18 protein-coding genes and 1 pseudogene are annotated in these 19,720 nt (G+C 44.7%); 14 read left to right on the top strand and 5 right to left on the bottom strand.

Annotated features, from left to right (window positions below; translation table 11 throughout):
- Positions 1 to 87: 87 nt before the first annotated feature.
- From polA to FG24_RS06190, 5 genes are all read left to right on the top strand, one after another.
- Positions 88 to 2,928 carry a DNA polymerase I gene (gene polA, locus FG24_RS06210; protein ID WP_036302019.1) on the top strand — a complete coding sequence of 947 codons (2,841 nt, stop codon included), beginning with the start codon at positions 88 to 90 and terminating at the stop codon, positions 2,926 to 2,928.
- 343 nt (positions 2,929 to 3,271) lie between these two features.
- Positions 3,272 to 3,574, top strand: a complete 303-nt coding sequence (locus tag FG24_RS06205; RefSeq protein ID WP_036302017.1) for a GIY-YIG nuclease family protein — start codon at positions 3,272 to 3,274, stop codon at positions 3,572 to 3,574.
- 118 nt (positions 3,575 to 3,692) lie between these two features.
- A complete protein-coding gene (locus tag FG24_RS06200) occupies positions 3,693 to 4,439 on the top strand; it encodes a competence/damage-inducible protein A (protein ID WP_036302015.1) in 747 nt (248 codons plus the stop codon).
- A complete protein-coding gene (locus FG24_RS06195; RefSeq protein ID WP_036302013.1) occupies positions 4,418 to 5,050 on the top strand; it encodes a hypothetical protein in 633 nt (210 codons plus the stop codon). Before FG24_RS06200 ends, FG24_RS06195 begins: the two co-directional genes overlap by 22 nt.
- Positions 5,047 to 5,316: a YkgJ family cysteine cluster protein gene (locus FG24_RS06190; RefSeq protein ID WP_051901449.1), complete on the top strand. Its 270-nt coding sequence runs from the start codon at positions 5,047 to 5,049 to the stop codon at positions 5,314 to 5,316. The genes FG24_RS06195 and FG24_RS06190 overlap by 4 nt, the downstream gene beginning before the upstream one ends.
- Here FG24_RS06190 and FG24_RS12520 read toward each other — a convergent pair.
- Positions 5,278 to 5,555 (bottom strand): annotated as a pseudogene (locus FG24_RS12520) (MFS transporter); the annotation flags it as partial. The gene FG24_RS06190 and the pseudogene FG24_RS12520 sit on opposite strands and share 39 nt — an antisense overlap.
- Before the next feature lie 261 nt (positions 5,556 to 5,816).
- Between FG24_RS12520 and dusB the strand changes: the two are divergent.
- From dusB to FG24_RS06150, 7 genes are all read left to right on the top strand, one after another.
- Complete coding sequence (gene dusB / locus FG24_RS06180; RefSeq protein ID WP_036302006.1) at positions 5,817 to 6,860, top strand: tRNA dihydrouridine synthase DusB; 1,044 nt, start codon at positions 5,817 to 5,819, stop codon at positions 6,858 to 6,860.
- 8 nt (positions 6,861 to 6,868) lie between these two features.
- Entirely contained in the window at positions 6,869 to 7,105 is a 237-nt protein-coding gene (locus FG24_RS06175) for a helix-turn-helix domain-containing protein (RefSeq protein ID WP_036302004.1), read from the top strand.
- Positions 7,106 to 7,278: 173 nt separating this feature from the next.
- Positions 7,279 to 8,865: a bifunctional phosphoribosylaminoimidazolecarboxamide formyltransferase/IMP cyclohydrolase gene (gene purH / locus FG24_RS06170; RefSeq protein WP_036302001.1), complete on the top strand. Its 1,587-nt coding sequence runs from the start codon at positions 7,279 to 7,281 to the stop codon at positions 8,863 to 8,865.
- A 91-nt stretch (positions 8,866 to 8,956) separates the two neighbouring features.
- Positions 8,957 to 10,225 carry a phosphoribosylamine--glycine ligase gene (gene purD / locus FG24_RS06165; protein ID WP_036301999.1) on the top strand — a complete coding sequence of 423 codons (1,269 nt, stop codon included), beginning with the start codon at positions 8,957 to 8,959 and terminating at the stop codon, positions 10,223 to 10,225.
- Between the two features lie 17 nt (positions 10,226 to 10,242).
- Positions 10,243 to 11,157, top strand: coding sequence for an oxygen-dependent coproporphyrinogen oxidase (gene hemF, locus FG24_RS06160; protein ID WP_036301997.1), 915 nt, complete (start codon positions 10,243 to 10,245; stop codon positions 11,155 to 11,157).
- Between the two features lie 5 nt (positions 11,158 to 11,162).
- On the top strand, positions 11,163 to 12,467 hold the full coding sequence (locus FG24_RS06155) for a M18 family aminopeptidase (RefSeq protein WP_036301995.1): 1,305 nt from the start codon (positions 11,163 to 11,165) through the stop codon (positions 12,465 to 12,467).
- 144 nt (positions 12,468 to 12,611) lie between these two features.
- A complete protein-coding gene (locus FG24_RS06150; protein WP_036301993.1) occupies positions 12,612 to 14,030 on the top strand; it encodes an amino acid permease in 1,419 nt (472 codons plus the stop codon).
- Positions 14,031 to 14,106: 76 nt separating this feature from the next.
- On the opposite strand, the gene FG24_RS06145 is transcribed toward FG24_RS06150, so the two are convergent.
- The 4 genes from FG24_RS06145 to FG24_RS06130 form a co-directional block, all read right to left on the bottom strand.
- Entirely contained in the window at positions 14,107 to 14,436 is a 330-nt protein-coding gene (locus FG24_RS06145; protein ID WP_036301991.1) for a c-type cytochrome, read from the bottom strand.
- A gap of 227 nt (positions 14,437 to 14,663) precedes the next feature.
- Positions 14,664 to 15,602, bottom strand: coding sequence for a D-hexose-6-phosphate mutarotase (locus tag FG24_RS06140; RefSeq protein WP_036301990.1), 939 nt, complete (start codon positions 15,600 to 15,602; stop codon positions 14,664 to 14,666).
- Between the two features lie 76 nt (positions 15,603 to 15,678).
- Positions 15,679 to 17,529 (bottom strand): dihydroxy-acid dehydratase, encoded by a 1,851-nt coding sequence (gene ilvD / locus FG24_RS06135; protein ID WP_036301987.1) that lies wholly within the window; start codon positions 17,527 to 17,529, stop codon positions 15,679 to 15,681.
- Between the two features lie 131 nt (positions 17,530 to 17,660).
- Positions 17,661 to 18,644 carry an integron integrase gene (locus FG24_RS06130; RefSeq protein ID WP_036301985.1) on the bottom strand — a complete coding sequence of 328 codons (984 nt, stop codon included), beginning with the start codon at positions 18,642 to 18,644 and terminating at the stop codon, positions 17,661 to 17,663.
- A gap of 151 nt (positions 18,645 to 18,795) precedes the next feature.
- Here FG24_RS06130 and FG24_RS06125 point away from each other — a divergent pair, with 151 nt between their 5' ends.
- Together FG24_RS06125 and FG24_RS06120 are read left to right on the top strand one after the other, a co-directional pair.
- Positions 18,796 to 19,113 (top strand): hypothetical protein, encoded by a 318-nt coding sequence (locus tag FG24_RS06125; protein WP_036301983.1) that lies wholly within the window; start codon positions 18,796 to 18,798, stop codon positions 19,111 to 19,113.
- Between the two features lie 72 nt (positions 19,114 to 19,185).
- Entirely contained in the window at positions 19,186 to 19,581 is a 396-nt protein-coding gene (locus FG24_RS06120) for an RDD family protein (RefSeq protein ID WP_019899703.1), read from the top strand.
- Positions 19,582 to 19,720 lie beyond the last annotated feature (139 nt).

Below are 19,720 nucleotides of genomic sequence, written 5' to 3'. Positions count from 1 at the left end.
GACCGTTGGCAACAAGCTATTGCAACTTTTTGTTTACTACCAAACAAATATGAACATGAAGTGTGCTCGCAATTTTTGGATTTTTACATGAAAACTTTATTATTAGTGGATGGCTCATCTTATTTGTATCGCGCATTCCACGCAATGCCTGACTTAAGAAACCGCCAAAACGAACCGACCGGCGCGATTCAAGGCGTATTGAATATGCTACGGCGCTTGCATAAAGATTATCCTAGCGATTATAGCGCGTGTGTTTTTGATGCCAAAGGCAAAACATTTCGCGATGACATTTATGCGGAATATAAAGCCAACCGCGCTGCCATGCCAGATGATCTACGCCCACAAATAGAGCCGTTGCATGAAGCCATTAAAGCCATGGGCTGGCCGCTACTGATGATAGAAGGCGTAGAGGCAGACGATGTGATTGGCGCACTGGCTAAACAGGCCGAGCGTGAAGGCGTGCGCGTCATCATTTCCACTGGCGATAAAGACATCTCGCAACTGGTAAATGAACACATCACCGTCATCAACACCATGCGCGATGCTTTCCGCAAGGTTGACGATGTGCTCGACATTGCAGGCGTAGAAAATAAATTTGGCGTGCCTCCAAGCTTGATGGTGGACTACCTCGTGTTAGTGGGCGACACCTCAGACAACGTGCCAGGCGTGGAAAAAGTCGGCCCAAAAACTGCCGTAAAATGGCTAAAAGAATATGGCTCCCTCGATAACATTGTTGCCAATGCAGAAAATATCAAAGGCGTTGTAGGCGAGAACTTACGCAAAGCACTACCGTGGCTACCTACCGCACGGGAGCTGATTACCATTCGTTGTGATATTGGTATTCAGGAAAACCTCAGCGACCTTGCACCGCAACCGCAAAATAAAGCCAAACTGGCAGAGTTGTTTGACCGCTTTGAGTTTAGAACTTGGCGCCGCGAATTGGACAATATGCCTGATAGCGCGCCGCCCAGCGCTGTACCAATACAAACGGAAAGTGCGCCACAATCAGACTTATTTGGCGGCACAACCTCCGTTCGCCCTGAGCCTGTCGAAGGGCAAATCAGTGGTTCGACAAGCTCACCACGAGCGAATGTGTTTGAACCAACTTATCAAGCCATCACCACCCGCAATTACGAAACCATTTTAACCAATGCGCAGTTAGATGACTGGCTCAATAAAATCAGCACCGCAGCACTGGTTTGCTTTGATACGGAAACCACCTCACTTGACCCGATGACCGCAAAAATCGTGGGCATGTCATTTAGCGTAGCAGCTGGCAGTGCGGCATACCTGCCATTAAAGCATGATTACTTTGATGCACCATCCCAGCTAAATTTTGATGAGACTCTGGCTAAAGTTAAACCCATACTAGAAAACCCTGCCATTAAAAAAGTGGGGCAAAATCTGAAATATGATCAGCATGTATTAGCTAACCACAACATACAACTTAACGGCATTGCGCACGACACGCTGTTGCAATCTTATGTGTTTGAATCCCATAAAACGCACGGCATGGATGCCCTAAGTGAGCGTCATTTAGGCATTAAAACCATCACATTTGAAGAAGTGGCTGGCAAAGGCGCAAAACAGGTAAGCTTTAACCAAGTAACGGTTGAAGTTGCGGCAGAATACGCCGCTGAAGATGCTGACATCACGCTACAACTACACGAAGCGATGTACCCACAAGTAGCGACCGACACAAAACTTGACTACATTTACCGCCAGATTGAATTGCCAGTTTCCAACATCCTGTTCACCATTGAGCGCAATGGCGTACTGATTGATGCCAACATGCTCAATGCGCAAAGCAATGAAATTGGCCTAAAACTGGTGGCACTAGAGAACCAAGCCTACGAACTTGCAGGGCAGCCATTTAATCTAGGCTCACCAAAACAGCTACAAGAAATCCTATTCGGCAAACTGGGCATCAAACCCCTGAAAAAAACACCGAGCGGCACACCATCCACGGATGAAGACGTATTGCAAGAACTAGCACTAGATTATCCATTGCCAAAAGTGCTATTGGAATATCGTGGTTTAGCCAAGCTTAAATCCACCTACTCTGACAAACTTCCTCGCATGATTAACCCAAGTACGGGTCGCGTACACACTAGCTACAATCAAGCCGTGGCGATTACCGGCAGGCTCGCCAGCTCAGATCCTAATTTGCAAAATATTCCGGTGCGCACACAAGAAGGCCGCCGTATCCGTGAGGCATTTATCGCCCCACAAGGTAGCCATATTGTTTCTGCCGACTATTCGCAAATTGAACTGCGCATCATGGCACATTTGTCGCAAGATGCCGGCATGCTCAACGCCTTTGCCAACAACGAAGATATTCACCGTGCCACTGCCGCTGAGATTTTTGGGGTGGAACGTGAAAATGTAGACAATGAACAACGCCGCTACGCCAAAGTCATCAACTTTGGCTTGATTTACGGCATGAGCGCATTTGGTTTAGCGCAAAACCTAAATATCGAGCGTAGCGCTGCACAAAACTATATTGAGCGTTACTTTGCACGCTATCCTGGAGTACGCCAGTACATGCAAGAAACGCGCGAGATTGCCAAACAAAAAGGCTACGTTGAAACCTATTTTGGACGTAGGCTCTGGGTGCCTGAAATCAACAGTAGCAACGGTATGCGCAGAGCTGGCGCAGAACGTGCTGCGATTAACGCACCGATGCAAGGCACCGCAGCTGACTTAATTAAACTCGCCATGATTGCGGTACAGAATTGGTTAACCGCAGAAAAATTAAACACCAAACTCATCATGCAAGTACATGATGAACTGGTGCTGGAAGTGCCAGATAGCGAACTTGAGTTAGTCAAAGAAAAACTACCAGAACTCATGCAAAATGTAGCTAAATTAGATGTGTCGCTACTGGCTGAGGTGGGCGTGGGTAGCAATTGGGAAAGCGCGCATTAAATTAAAGTTAAATACACGCTATCTACAATCCAACGCTGCCCTGCTAACGACAGAATATGCACTTAACCGCAAGGGTTAGTTAAATAGATAATCTATCCTCTTAAAAAATATGTTTAGTTACTTAAAAGCACAAAAAATTGATTCCCACTTTCGTGAGAATGACGTAGGTGGGTTGAATGGAGTAACTTAGGAAAAAGTAAGCATTTGACAACGAGCCGATATTTATAGCTTATTAAAAACCTAAAAACTAACACCCTTATGTAATATCCATATGATTTTATTTCTAAAAAACGCCACCCGTCATTCCCGTGAAAACGGGAATCCATTTTAGACCATCTTCCCAATGAAACAACCTTGTGTTTACATTCTAACCAACCAAGCGCGAGGTACTTTGTATATAGGCGTAACGAGCAATCTAATCCAGCGCATTTGGCAACATAAACAGCACTTAGTTGAAGGCTTCACCAAACAGCATCAACTACACCTCTTAGCTTATTACGAGTTGCATGAAGATATGTTGACTGCAATCACGCGAGAAAAGCAGCTTAAAAAGTGGGATCGCGCTTGGAAAATCGAACTAATTGAAACGAAAAATAATACATGGCGAGATTTATACCAAGATTTGATTGGCATAACAAATGAGTAGCAGCTCATGATTAATAGATTTGATTGATGATTGAAATCAAAATGGATTCCCGTTTTCACGGGAATGACGTAGAGTAAACACTTATTAATCCTCCATACGTTCTGAACGTATCGACTACATGCAAAATTTCGGCCTCTACATCATCGGTGATGAAATCTTATCTGGCAAACGCCAAGACGCTCACTTATCCAAAGTGATTGAACTACTCTCTGCGCGTGGCTTGCAACTTAGCTGGGCAAATTATTTGGGGGATATTCCAGCACAAATCACTGCGTCACTTAAAGCCAGCATGAATAGAGGTGATATTGTGTTTAGCTGTGGTGGCATTGGCGCAACGCCTGATGATTACACACGGCAATGTGCGGCTGATGCTGCAGGTATGCCAATTGCACGTCATCCAGAGGCCGTGGCTGAAATTGAAGCACAGTATGGAGAAGGTGCCTATCCAAAACGCGTATTGATGGCAGATTTTCCACTAGGTGCAGCACTTATCCCCAACCCAATCAATCGCGTGGCTGGTTTTTCCATCAATCAACATTATTTTGTGCCAGGCTTTCCGCAGATGGCGCACCCGATGATTGAGTGGGTGCTAGAGTCACACTATCACCACTTATTTCATCAGCAAGACTACGTAGAAGCATCTATTTTAGTAATGGATGCAGGTGAAAGCCAATTGATTGATTTCATGAATCATATTGTTGCAAAATATCCTGAAATTAAATTATTTAGCCTACCTAAACTGGATAACCGCCGCACCATAGAGCTCGGTGTAAAGGGGGCGGCTCTGCAGGTTAGTTCAGCCATGAACGACATCAAACAAGGGGTTGCTGCACTAGGTTTTCCATGGCTAGAAATCGCAAAATAATTAACAACCAGCCTTTTACGCCACCCGCCTACCGCTGGGTATTTGTATGCATCTTTGCCACACTATTTGTGCTCACTATTTATGCTATTACGCACCAGTTCATTCCATCTCCAACATGGTATGCGCTGGGATTTAAACTGAACATTGGCTTTACCGTTATCATGGCTAGCTGGTTTTACTACATGTTGACACTTAATCCAACATCAGTGACTGAGGTTTACCAACGTTATTACAAATGGTTTGTTATTTTATCGGCGCCTGCTATATTTTATTTTTTAGGGTACATCACCATTATTTATAGTATTGGCAATATTGCGGGCAGTTTTTCAGGCGCTCCACACACCATTGATGATGTGATGCAGAAACATTTGGTTGAATCAAGAAGAGGCTGTCAAACGCGTTTAGTAGGTAAACGTCTAAAATATGCATTGCCACCTCACTTTTGTATTACTCAGGCATCTTTTAACCAAATTCCCCAGCAAATCGCAGTCAGGCTAGTGGGTAAGCAAAGCTATTTTGGCTTTACACTTAATTACATTGAATATGATTGGGATAAAACCTTAAAGCTATATCCTAATACTTTAATTTTATCGGCACTACCCCAACTATGAAATGCAGAGACCACTGCGGCGCTTGCTGTACAGCACCGTCTATTAACAGCCCGATTCCTGGTATGCCTAACGGCAAGCCCGCTGGCGTGCGCTGTGTTCAGCTAAATGAACAAAACATGTGCAAGATTTTTGGCAAACCAGAACGACCGACCTTTTGCGGCGGCTTGCAACCCAGCTTAGAAATGTGTGGAGAATCGCGTGAACAAGCCATCCATTGGCTCACAAACTTAGAGCAACTCACTGCACCAAACTTCACCCCACAATAGCACCGCAATAAAACTCATGGCATCAGCGATTGAAACATAAGCACCCACCCCCAAGCCAAACCACCAGCCGACACTAACAACTGTGAAATATAAGGTGCTATTGACGCGCCTAGAATCCCACCAAGCTGATACGCCAAACCCGCACCAGTATATCCCACGGCTACTGGAAATTGCTCTGGTAAATAAGCGTCCATGGGTGCAAATGTCGCGCCCATTAAAAACAACGCTAACGATAAAAATGTATTAAGTGATTGTGTAGCGGGATCACTAGCAGAAAAAAATACTTGGCCAGTCATCAAGGCCTCAGCCATGGCGTAAATATAAAAATCGTAAAATTCAATCGCAGTGCCAATAAAGCTAGCAAATGCAATATGAGTGGTCAATTGTTTTTGCATAATCAAACTCAATAACAAACTATTCCCAATAGTATGCTGAAAATTGTTTTCTCAAAGTAAGATTGCGTATAAAATAAGCAGCTTTCGCGTTCGAGAAATACACTAGTGCAAATCGGGAATCACATCTTAAAAAACAACCTAGTCGTTGCACCCATGGCGGGCGTAACTGATAGGCCTTTCCGCCAACTTTGCAAAAAGATGGGCGCTGGCTTGGCTGTATCCGAGATGGTCACCTCAAATTCATTACTGTACGGTAGCGAAAAAACAAAACGTCGCGCCAACCACGAAGGTGAAGTTAACCCAATTTCAGTACAAATTGCTGGTGCCGACCCAAAAATGATGGCTGAAGCAGCCAGGCACAATGTAGACAATGGTGCGCAAATCATTGATATCAACATGGGTTGCCCTGCTAAAAAAATCTGTAACGTGATGGCTGGCTCTGCATTACTAAAAGATGAGCCACTGGTTGCGCAAATTCTTAGAGCGGTTATCGCCGCGGTTGATGTACCCGTCACATTAAAAATACGCACAGGTTGGGATAAGCAAAACCGCAATGCGATTCAAATTGCAAAAATGGCGGAAGACCTAGGCGTTCAAGCGCTTGCGATGCATGGCCGCACCCGCGCATGTGCCTATATGGGCGATGCCGAGTACGATACGATTGCCGCAGTGAAACAAGTGATTAAGATTCCGCTGATTGCTAACGGTGACATCACTACGCCTGAAAAAGCAAAGTTTGTATTAGATTACACTGGTGCTGATGCCGTGATGATTGGTCGTGCCGCACAAGGCCGCCCATGGATATTCCGCGAAATTGAGCATTATCTCACTACCGGCACGCATTTATTAGCACCAACTGTCGATGAAATTCATACCGTGATGCTAGAGCATCTACATGATTTGTATGATTTTTATGGCGATTTAACTGGTATGCGCATGGCGCGTAAGCATATTTCATGGTATACCAAAGGGTTAGCTGGCTCTGCGCAATTCCGCCATAACATGAATACGTTGCAAACCATAGAATTACAACTACAAGCAATTAACGACTTTTTTGTTGAACTTAAAACAAAAAATGAACGTTTGGTTTACATTGATCCTGACGCTGAAGACGCCAAGACCGATTCGTCAGAAGCATTAGCAGCCTAGGAACTACTATGTCAGAAAATTGTAAACTCAGCCAAGCTGTAAATGAATCTTTAGATGATTACTTTATGCATCTAGATGGTGAACCGCCACATGCCGTTTACGACATGGTGTTAGGTTGCGTAGAAAAACCTTTACTCGCTTATATCATGCATAAAGTCGGTGGCAATCAAAGTAAAGCCGCAGAGATACTCAACATCAATCGCAACACGTTGCGTAAAAAACTTCAGCAGTACAAGATCGAATAAAAAAACTTCTATTAGTTCTTGAATATTGCGGCGTGAACGTAACTGTCATTTCTAAAGTTAAATTCAGGCCCCAATAAAAATCGGCAGCAAAAATTTGTGTGTATTGGCAACCTATTAGCTAGACACTTGGTTTGAGCTAACACAGCTTATCATTTGTATTATGGAATAAATTTATGGCAACTATTAAACGTGCGCTTATTAGCGTTTCTGATAAAACTGGCATCATCGACTTTGCAAAAAGCCTTCATGAGTTAGGCATTGAAATTTTATCAACTGGCGGCACCGCTAAACTATTCCGTGATAATAATATTCCTGTCATTGAAGTAAGTGACTACACTGGCTTTCCTGAAATGCTGGATGGTCGCGTCAAGACATTGCACCCAAAAGTACATGGCGGCATTTTAGGTCGTCGCGACTTACCTGAGCATGTATCAGCGATGCAGTCACAAAATATTCCTAACATCGACATGGTGATTGTGAATTTATATCCATTTGAAGCAACTGTCGCAAACCCAAATTGCAGCCTAGAAGATGCGATTGAGAATATCGACATTGGCGGCCCAGCCATGGTACGTTCAGCAGCAAAAAACTGGAAAGACGTTGCTGTTGTGACCGACGCCAGTCAATATGCTGACGTATTGCGCGAACTACAAAGCACAGGCGGCGCAACCAGCCAAGCCACAAAATTTGCATTATCTGTTGCCGCATTCAACCGTATTAGCAACTACGATGGCGCAATCAGCGACTATCTATCAAGCTTTAATGCAGATGGCACACGCAACCCTTACCCTGCACAGGTAAATAGCCGTTTTGTAAAACTACAAGACTTACGTTATGGCGAGAACCCACATCAAAGTGCTGCGTTCTACCGCGACACCAATCCAGCACCTGGCTCTTTGGTGACAGCAGTGCAATTACAAGGCAAAGAATTAAGCTATAACAATATTGCTGATGCTGATGCAGCATGGGAGGCCGTAAAAAGCTTTGACTCTAGCGCATGTGTAATCGTGAAACACGCGAACCCATGTGGCGTTGCCCTAGGTAAAGATGCACTTGAGGCTTATAGCAAAGCATTCCAAACTGACCCAACTTCAGCGTTTGGCGGCATTATCGCTTTCAACACGACGTTGGATAAAGCTGCTGCTGAAGCAGTTAGCAAACAGTTTGTAGAAGTACTGATTGCCCCTGATTACACCGCTGAAGCCTTGGCTATTTTCAGTGCGAAAGCGAACGTACGCGTACTTAAAATCGCGTTACCAGAAGGTGGCAGCACAGCATGGGAACAAGGCCGCAACTCACACGACACCAAGCGCATTGGTTCTGGCTTACTGATTCAAACTGCGGATAATCACGAAATCAGCGTTGATGACTTAAAAATCGTCAGCAAAAAACAACCAACCCCAGAACAATTACAAGACATGCTATTTGCTTGGCGTGTTGCAAAGTATGTAAAATCAAACGCGATTGTATTCTGCGGCAACAGCATGACGCTTGGCGTAGGTGCAGGGCAAATGAGCCGTGTAGACAGCACTAAGATTGCAGCAATCAAAGCACAAAATGCTGGTTTAACCTTGAAAAACTCAGTGGTTGCATCAGATGCATTCTTCCCGTTCCGCGATGGTATTGATGTACTAGCTGAGGCTGGTGCAGCTTGCGTGATTCACCCAGGTGGCAGCATGCGTGATGAAGAAGTGATTGCCGCCGCTGACGAACATGGTTTGGTCATGGTAGTAACAGGTATTCGCCACTTTAGGCACTAAACAACAATTAAAATAATTACGTTTGCTTTTCTTTTGCCACAGCTAGCCCACAGCAAGTTTGTGGCAAAAGACTTTTAAGGGTTTCAAATACATGAAAATTTTAGTTATCGGTGGCGGTGGTCGTGAACATGCACTCGCTTGGAAAGTGACACACAACAAAGAAGTGAGCCGTGTATATGTAGCGCCCGGCAATGCTGGTACCGCATTAAATCCAGACATGGTGAATGTTCCGATTACTGCCGTAGAGGATTTAGTTAAGTTTGCGCAAGATGAACAAATTTACCTGACGATCGTTGGCCCAGAAGCACCATTGTCTCAAGGTGTGGTCGATGCATTCCGTGCAGCGGGCTTAAAGATTTTTGGCCCAACTAAAGCTGCTGCACAGTTAGAGTCGTCTAAAGACTACGCTAAAGCATTTATGATGCGCCACAACATCCCTACCGCAGGGTACGGCACATTTACCGATGCTAAACTCGCGCATGATTACGTGAAGCAGCAAGGCGCGCCTATCGTCATTAAAGCCGATGGTTTAGCTGCGGGCAAAGGTGTTGTAGTGGCGATGAGTGAAGATGAAGCACACGCCGCGATTGACGCTATGCTAGAAGACAACAAACTCGGCGCAGCTGGTGCACGCGTCGTGATTGAAGAGTTCTTAGAAGGCGAAGAAGCCAGCTTCATGGTGATGGTAGATGGTAAAAACATCTTACCGTTAGCTACCAGCCAAGACCATAAGCGTCTGCTTGATGCGGACTTAGGCCCGAATACAGGCGGCATGGGCGCATACTCCCCTGCTCCAGTAGTGACTCCTGCCATTCACGCTAAAGTGATGCGCGAAATCATTAAGCCTACGGTTGAAGGCATGGCGAAAGATGGTATCCCGTACACAGGCTTCTTATACGCAGGCTTAATGATTAGCCCGAATGGTGACGTTAAAACCTTAGAGTTCAACTGTCGCATGGGAGACCCAGAAACGCAGCCGATCATGATGCGTTTAAAAAGTGATTTAGTTGGCCTGATGGAACATGCCGTCGACGGCACATTAGACCGCGCTGAAGCCGAGTGGGACAGACGTGTAGCTTTAGGCGTTGTGATGGCATCAGCCAATTATCCAGAAACGCCAAGACTAGGCGATGAGATTACTGGCCTAGAGAACCAATTAGCAGACACGCATATTTTTCATGCAGGTACTGCACAAAAAGATGGCAAAGTTGTCACTAGCGGTGGTCGCGTACTTTGCGTGACTGCACTTGGTGAAACCGTAAAATTTGCACAACAACAAGCTTACCAAGCCATGAAAGAGATTAAGTTTGATGGCGCTCAGTTCCGCACTGACATTGGTTACCGTGCGATTAAAGGCTAAGCCCTAAAGGTTACATCATGAACACCCAAGACGTTTTTCGCTATTTACAAAACCTGCAAGCCAAAATTGTAGAGGCCATTGAATTAGTCGATGGTAAAAACTTTTTACAAGATAGCTGGCAACGTCCTGAAGGTGGTGGTGGCACCTCTTGCCTGCTTGAAGAAGGCAACGTATTTGAACGAGCTGGCGTGGGTTTCTCTCATGTCATCGGCACAAAGTTACCCCCAGCCGCTAGCGTCGCACATCCAGAAGCAGCTGGCCGCCCTTGGGAGGCGATGGGCGTATCCTTAGTATTTCACCCACGCAACCCATATGTGCCTACCGTACACATGAATGTACGCTTTTTTATCGCCAAAGCACAAAATGCCTCAGAACAAGATATCTGGTGGTTCGGTGGCGGCATGGACCTCACGCCTTATTATGGCTTTAGTGAAGACGCAGAACATTTTCATCGCACCAACAAAACTGCATTAGATGCGTTTGATACCAGTTTCTACCCTAAATTCAAAAAAGAATGTGATGAATACTTCTTTTTAAAACACCGCCAAGAGCCTCGCGGCATAGGCGGTATTTTTTATGATGACTTTAGCGAACTAGGGTTTGAGCGTTGCTTCGATTTTCATCGCGCAGTAGGCGATGCTTTCTTACAAGCGTATTTGCCAATCGTGCAACGTCGTAAAGACACACCTTATGGCGAGCGCGAGCGCGACTTCCAAGCTTACCGCCGTGGACGCTACGTAGAATTTAACTTAATTTACGACCGTGGTACTATTTTCGGCCTACAATCCAATGGTCGTACCGAATCCATACTGCTTTCGATGCCGCCTATTGTGAAATGGCGTTATGACTGGAAGCCAGAAACCGGCAGCGCAGAATCCAAACTCTATACCGATTTTCTTATTGAGAAAGACTGGCTCGCACTTACCCAGTAAGCATCATGAACACCTCCACCCAAGCACATGCGCTAGCAAAAGACCTACTCAATTTTATTGACCTTAGCCCTAGCCCTTGGCATGCGGTTGATTATATTGAACAGCAGCTACTCAATACAGGCTTTAGCAAGCTGGATGAAACCCAAGCTTGGCAACTGAGCACTGGCAATCGCTATTTTGTGGTGCGCGGTGGTGCTTCTATTATTGCTTTCACCCTTGGCAACAAACCCCTTACAAACACAGGCTTTCGCATGGTGGGCGCGCATACAGACTCTCCTAGTTTAAGACTAAAACCTAAAGCCGCGTATGAAAGTGACGGTCTACTGCGCATCGGCGTAGAAGTGTATGGCGGGCCGATTTTGGCAACATTTACCGACCGTGATTTAAGCATCGCAGGACGTGTGACGGTGCGCACCGAAACTGGCCATGACATCAAACTGCTCAAGTTTGATGACGCACTGATGCGCTTACCTAACTTGGCGATTCATATGAACCGCGAAGTGAATGAAAAAGGCCTTAAGCTAAACAAACAAACAGAACTACCCTTACTATTTGGTGAAAGCGAAGCTGGCATTGAGGCTGACCAACAGTTTTTAGCCTACATTGCTGAAGCGCTTAATATTGCCCCACAAGATATTCTCACGTTTGAATTTAATGTATTTGATACCCAAAAAGGCACATTCTGGGGTGCTCAGCAAGAATTCATCACAAACAGCCAACTGGACAACCTAGCCTCGTGTCACGCAGCGATTACCGCCCTGCTCAACACGACCAACCAAGAGACAAGCAACATCTGCGCACTATTTGACCATGAAGAAGTGGGCAGTGAGAGTGCGACAGGTGCAAGCGGTAGCTTCTTATCAGATGTGATTAACCGCATCACCACAAACATCGGCATGACTGAAGAAGACCGCTTACGTGCCTTAGCACAAAGCTTCTTTGTCAGCGCAGACATGGCGCATGCTTATCACCCTAATCATTCAGGCGCGTATGAACCATGTCACCATGTGATGGTAAACCAAGGCCCTGTGATTAAAACCAATGCAAACCAACGTTACGCAAGTAATGCAGACACTGCCGCACGCTTTATATCACTGTGTGAACGCGCCAATGTCCCATTTCAGCAATACGCACATCGTACCGATTTAGGTTGCGGCAGTACAATAGGGCCTATTTTGGCATCCGGCTTAGGCGTGGCAAGTGTGGATGTTGGCTCACCAATGTGGGCAATGCACAGTATTAGAGAAAGCGCTGGTGTGCTTGATCACTTCTATATGATAGAAGCGCTTCAAGCGTTGTTCAACAGCTAACGGTTTTTAACAGCTAAAATGATCATCAAAGTTCGTAGGCATTTGATTGACCACCAACATCTAAATGTTTACGATTGGCTAACATGTCACTCACACAGATATTACTTGTTAATTCAGCAAGCAGTACACTAAAGGACCTCATCCATGCTCAAGCAGCTTTTGCGCACTAAAATAATCAGCGCTCACTCAGATAGCGAGCTTAAAAAATGTTTATCAGCATTTGATTTAGCACTGTTAGGCATAGGCTGTGCAATTGGCACTGGTATTTTCGTATTAACAGGCATCGCTGCTGCAACACAATCAGGCCCAGCCGTTGTACTCTCATTTATTATCGCGGGGGTCGCATCTGGATTTGCTGCACTGGCTTATGCAGAGCTTGCGGCATCCGTTGGTGGCTCTGGTAGCGCCTACGGCTATAGCTATGTAGCATTTGGAGAATTTATCGCATGGATTATGGGATGGATTCTGCTACTAGAATATGGCGTTGGTGCTGCAGCTGTTGCCAATGGGTGGTCTGGCTACTTTATCAACACCCTCACTAACTTCAACATACACCTGCCTGAGGCAATGACCAAAGCGCCAGTCATGGGTGGCATCATCAACTTACCAGCGTTCTCTATTATTTGGGTACTCACGATTTTATTAATTATTGGCGTTAAAGAAAGTGCGCGCTTTAATAATATTATTGTCATTATTAAACTCTCAACCATCGCCATCTTTATTGCCTTAGCCTCAGCGCATATCAACACAGATAACTGGCAACCATTCATGCCATTTGGCTGGTTTAGCACATTAGAGAACGGCAAAAATATTGGTGTGCTAGCTGGCGCATCTTTAGTGTTCTTTGCCTATTTTGGCTTTGATGCGGTTTCTACCGCAGCAGAAGAGGCTAAAAACCCCCAGCGCGACTTACCCATAGGCCTGCTCAGCTCACTTGTGTTCTGCACGCTTGTGTATATTGTCGTGTCTGGCATGCTTACTGGTATCGTATCGTACACTGAGCTTAATGTATCATCACCAGTCGCCTATGCGCTCACCAGAATTGGCCATACTTGGTCATCCACCCTAGTCGCAACCGGTGTGCTTGCAGGCCTTATCACTGTGTTATTGGTACTACTTTACGGCTTAACACGTATTCTTTTTGCAATGAGTCGCGATGGCTTGATCTCACCTATTTTCTCAAAAGTTAACCCAGACCGTAAAACACCTACCCGCATTATTCTCATGTGTGGTTTTGTTGTGTCATTAGTGGCCGGCTTTATTCCTTTGGGCGAGTTAGCAGAAACTGTGAATATTGGCACGTTGGCAAGCTTTGTGATGGTATGTGTTGGCGTAATCGTTCTACGTATTCGTCAACCTAATTTACATCGCCCATTTAAAAACCCATGGAACCCATTAATCCCTGTGTTAGGCATCATTTCATGTGGCGCATTGATGAGCTTTCTACCAACGAGCACATGGATAAGATTCGGTTTATGGATAGTAGCGGGCATCGCCTTTTACTTTGCATATTCCATACGGCACAGTAAATTGAATTTGCTGCATCAATCACTTAAAGCATAAGTAGCCAGTGATTTAGACCATAAAAAAGCCAGCTTTTTGAGCTGGCTTTTTTATTACGCTTCAGGCTTGTGCTGGATTACAGTGACAATACCCATTGAACGATTGTTTTAATGTCAGCTTCTTTAACCTGACCACCCATTGCTGGCATCGGCATAGGGCCCCAAACGCCACTACCACCTTTTTTAACTTTTTCAACTAACTTTGCTTCAGCAGTTTTATCGCCTTTGTATTTTGCCGCAACATCTTTATATGCTGGACCTAATACTTTTTTCTCTACGGTATGACATGCTAAACAGCCACTTTTTTGTGCTAAAGCTTCAGCAGCTTTTGCATCTACTGCAGCGCCTGCTTGCGCAGTAAGCAACATAGAACCAGCAGTAGCGATTGTTAATAATAAAGCTTTCATGCTATCTCCTTGAATTAACGCTTAATAATAGTAGTTATAAATTTTACAACTCGCTTATCATACTGATAATTTAGTTTATGACAAGTGTGTTAAATCAAATGATTCATTAATAAATTACGACGCATCTAATTCAACAAATTTAAAGTAAATCGTAATACCTAGGATGCACTCAACGCTTTCAATATCAACTGCGTTGACAGCAGGATAAATTAAATCTAGCGGTAACCTTACAGCGCTTCTACACTGTACTCCACAGACATCGTATGCGTTCTGTTCGGGCTAATCACCACAGAGTTTTCTAATGCATTGGCGGTTTCTACACACACGGTTTTACGCCACTCTTCTGCATCGCCCATATCGCCCATCGCATGCGCTTTTTCAGCACCTGGGCTCCATACCACGGTAGTATCACTACCTGATTTACCTACACGGATCAATCGGTTATAAATGGGGTCATGAATTAAACAGTCTGAATTGTGATCCAAGTAAACACGGTCAAACTCACCATCAAACTTCAATACATTATGCTCAACATAACGTCTGTATTGACGCAACTTATCCGCATACAGGCAATCTTGCAGACCAGTTACTCGAATATTGCCTACATCACTCACATTTAGATAAGTGTGGAATGCTTCTCCAATTAAGAACGGGTGGTCAGACTTATTCGTCGTGGCTAAATCAATTTTCAACCGTTTACCAATCGTCACCATCATGGTCAGCACGTATGAGTAAGAAAGCTGTCTTTTCGCTTCTGGTGTTTCTATCATTTGCAACACAATGCGCGTTGCACCTGTTTCAGTTGAATCAACATCCACCAATTGCCATGGAATCACTCGTGCGAAACCGTGCGGACACAATGTGCTATCGGTTGGGTGAGCGCCAAACCAAGGCCAGCAAATCGGCACGCCACCACGGATAGAACGGCCTTTTACATAGCGGGCATGGTCAGAAAGCCAAAGCACTGGCTCTTTTTCTGTTTTTGGTTGCCATTGCATCACATGACCACCTTGCAACGCAATTTTAGCGGTTGCTAATGGGTTATCTATCTCTAAATATTGTAGACCTGTTTCATCTTCAGTCACGGTCACATGAGGGTGTAGCGTTGAGTATCCCTGCCCGTCCCGCTTTCTAAAGATATGGTCTTCTAGTGAATCTAATGTCATACATTACCTTATCAATTTGCCACTTTTTGGCCTTACTTAAAGGCTTAATTAAAAAGTGATTTTTAATCTTAATAAATTACTTCTCAATTTGAGAAACATCGCGCACTGCGCCACGCGCAGCACTTGTGCTCATTGCTGCGTATGCGCGCAATGCTGGTGAAACTGCTCTCACACGGTTAACTGGCTTCCAAGCATCTTTGCCTTTGTCTTCCATTTTTGCGCGACGGTGCGCCATCTCTTCATCACTAATCACAAGATGAATCGTACGGTTTGGAATATCAATTTCAATCGTGTCGTTTTCTTGCACCAAGCCGATTGCGCCGCCTTCAGCTGCTTCTGGTGAAGCATGGCCAATACTTAAGCCAGATGTACCGCCTGAAAAGCGTCCATCAGTGAGCAAAGCACAGTCTTTACCTAGACCTTTAGATTTTAAGTATGAAGTTGGGTACAGCATCTCTTGCATACCTGGTCCACCACGCGGACCTTCGTAGCGAATCACCACGACGTCACCCGCTACAATTTTATCGGCAAGAATCGCTTCTACTGAAGCGTCTTGGCTCTCAAAAATACGTGCACGGCCAGTAAATTTCAAAATGCTGTCATCCACACCCGCAGTTTTTACGATACAGCCATCTAACGCGATGTTGCCGTAGAGCACTGCCAAACCGCCATCTTGTGAGTAGGCATGTGCTTTATCACGAATACAGCCTTCGCTTCTGTCATCATCCAGCGTTGGGTAAAGCATGCTTTGAGAAAACGCGATGGTGGTTGAAATGCCGCCAGGCGCTGCACGGAAGAATTTCTTTACATCCTCATTTTGAGTGACTTTAATGTCCCACTCATTGAGCGCGTCACCCAAGCTTGGGCTATGTACCATTGGCGTGTCACGGTGAATCACACCAGCGCGATCAAGCTCGCCTAAAATACCCATCACGCCACCTGCACGGTGCACGTCTTCCATATGGTATTTAGCGGTTGCTGGCGCCACTTTACTTACGCATGGCACTTTACGTGAGATGCGGTCAATATCACTCATAGTGAAATCTAAACCAGCCTCATGCGCAGCAGCTAGCAAGTGCAATACTGTGTTGGTAGAGCCACCCATTGCCACGTCTAGGCTCATTGCGTTTTCAAATGCTTTCATATTGGCAATGCTACGTGGCAACACGGTGTAGTCATCTTGCTCATAATGGCGTTTTGCAAGGTCAACAATTAAGCGCCCCGCTTTTAGGAACAATTCTTTACGTGCGGCATGCGTGGCCAAGGTTGAACCATTGCCTGGCAAGCTCAAACCTAAAGCTTCGGTTAAACAGTTCATAGAGTTGGCGGTAAACATGCCAGAGCAAGAACCACAGGTAGGGCAAGCTGAACGCTCAATTGCGTCAGATTCCGCATCACTTACATTGCTATCTGCCGCTGCTACCATAGCATCTACTAAATCTAATTTGTGCGTAGTACCACCCCAGTTCACCTTACCAGCTTCCATTGGGCCGCCAGATACAAAGACGACTGGGATATTCAAACGTAGTGCCGCCATCAACATACCTGGGGTGATTTTGTCACAGTTTGAAATACACACGAGTGCATCCGCACAGTGCGCATTCACCATGTACTCAACGCTGTCTGCAATTAAATCGCGGCTAGGTAAGCTATACAGCATGCCGCCATGGCCCATGGCGATACCGTCATCGACGGCAATGGTATTAAATTCTTTGGCTACGCCACCCGCTTTTTCAATTTCACGGGCAACTAACTGCCCCATGTCTTTTAAATGCACGTGACCCGGCACAAACTGCGTGAACGAGTTAGCCACAGCAATAATTGGTTTATCAAAATCACCGTCTTTCATGCCAGTGGCACGCCATAGTGCGCGCGCACCCGCCATGTTACGGCCGTGAGTAGTGGTATGTGAACGATAAACTGGCATGATAAAAATCCGTAAAAAAGTGAATAAACAATAAAGTATGATTTTAGACTAGCTAGCGCAAACTAGCCAAAGAAAAGTGTAAGAAACGTATGATTTCATTACGCAAAAGTACTAAAACCAACCTAAAAACGTTATAAAGTATCTAAAGGGCTGCTCACACCGCGCCCGCCCTTATTCAGCACATGGGTATAAATCATCGTCGTGCTCACATCCGAATGTCCCAACAACTCTTGCACCGTGCGAATATCGTAACCGCCTTCGAGCAAATGTGTCGCAAAGCTATGGCGAAAAGTATGGGGGGTTGCTAACTTGGTCATCTCAGTCAAATTAACTGCCTTTTTAACCGCACGTTGCACGGTCTTTTCATCTACATGATGGCGCCGTACTTTGTTAGATTGCGGATCCACTGACAACTTAACGGACGGAAACACATATTGCCACGCCCAAGCACTGCCCCCGTTAGGGTATTTTCTATCTAATGCCATCGGCATAAATACATCGCCATAGCCAGCGCTTAAATCTTCGTTATGCAAAGCCTGCACTTTTAACAAATGTTGCTTTAACGGCTCAACCAAACTAACAGGTAACATGGTTATCCTATCTTTAAAGCCCTTACCCTCACGCACTAGAATCTCACGCCGCGCCAAATCAACATCTTTAACGCGTAAACGTAAGCACTCCATCACCCGCAAACCACTACCATAAAGCAAACTCGCAATTAACCACATCGAGCCATCCAACCGATTAAGCACCGCCTGCACCTCATCTTTTGCCAACACAACGGGCAAGCGTTTTGGCACCTTGGCCTGCGTGACATTATCTAACCACGGCAACTCAATACCTAACACCTCTTTGTATAAAAACAACAAAGCGCTTTTTGCTTGATTTTGCGTGCTTGCAGAAACATTGCGTGAAACCGCTAAAAAACTAAGAAAATCCTCCACCTCCACCGAGCCCATCTCTTTAGGATGACGCTTGCCATGGTGAAAAATATAGCGTTTAATCCAATCTAGATATGCCTGCTCTGTACGACGGCTATAATGTTTAACCCGAATACGCGCCACCACTTGATCTAACAGTTTTGGCTCGGCATTTACTGCAGGTGTGTTTTCCATATAAACTCACTAAAAAGTGGTGTAATAAAAATTAATTAACGGTTGATTTTATTATGTATTTAAAATATTACTATAGATTAGACACCTGCCCAACTAAAATTTTAGGGACGGATTTGGTGTCTACTTTACGTTAGGTTTATCAGGAGATATTATGAAAAAAACTTTAATTGCTTTAACTTTGGTTTTTGCATCACTTTCGGCTAATGCAGCAGAACATTGGTATCGAGTTGATTTAGACAAGTGTACGGGTGGCTGTACTTTCTACGGAAGTTCACCATTATCTGAAAACGAGTTTAAAGAGGCTCTGACTAAAGAACCCTTTATAAAACTGAGCAACTTGTTTTACGTAGAAAAAGATAAATTTAAAAAATGGGCTGATTGGGATGAAAAAGTAATTCCTGACATGACTATTCGCTCCTCAAATGTTATTTTATTCATGGAGTATAAAAAAGGACCCTTTGAAAAATAAACCTAACCCATCATTTAAGCGGGACGCCTAACGGCGCCCCTTAATTCAAACGTTAGGCAAAAGGAGTAATAATTGGATTTGCAAAGCACAACAATAAAATTAGCTCACCCAGGTAAGCGATTTCAAGGTCAATTTATTGATGGTTTAATCGCCTATATATTGGGTATTATTGCTTTTTACCTATTACATACAATCATCGGTAAAGATGCTTCTTTTCTTGTAGCAGTCATAATTGCTCTAGCTTATTTTCTCTTTTCAGACGCACTACCGAATGGTCAAAGCATCGGAAAAAAACTCTTGAAAATAAAGGTCGTTAATAAAGAAACAATGCAACCATGTTCATTGGTTCAGTCACTTTTAAGAAATATTACCTTTCCGCTTGGTATTTTTGATTGGGTGTTTATCTTTTTTGGCTCACACCGTAGGCTAGGTGACTTCATGGCATCTACTATTGTAGTAAAAATGTAATGTACATCTTGCCTAACCCACCATTCAAGCGGGACGCCTAACGGCGCCCCTTAATTCAAACGTTAGGTAACTTGATGCACAACACAATATTATTTACTAGACTCAGCGTTGTGCTACTGATGTTGTTTGTGGTGCTCTG

Source organism: Methylotenera sp. L2L1, from assembly GCF_000744605.1.
Taxonomy (GTDB): Bacteria; Pseudomonadota; Gammaproteobacteria; order Burkholderiales; family Methylophilaceae; genus Methylotenera.
The sequence above is the reverse complement of the archived record's forward strand: the minus strand, read 5'-3'. Positions and strand labels throughout refer to the sequence as shown.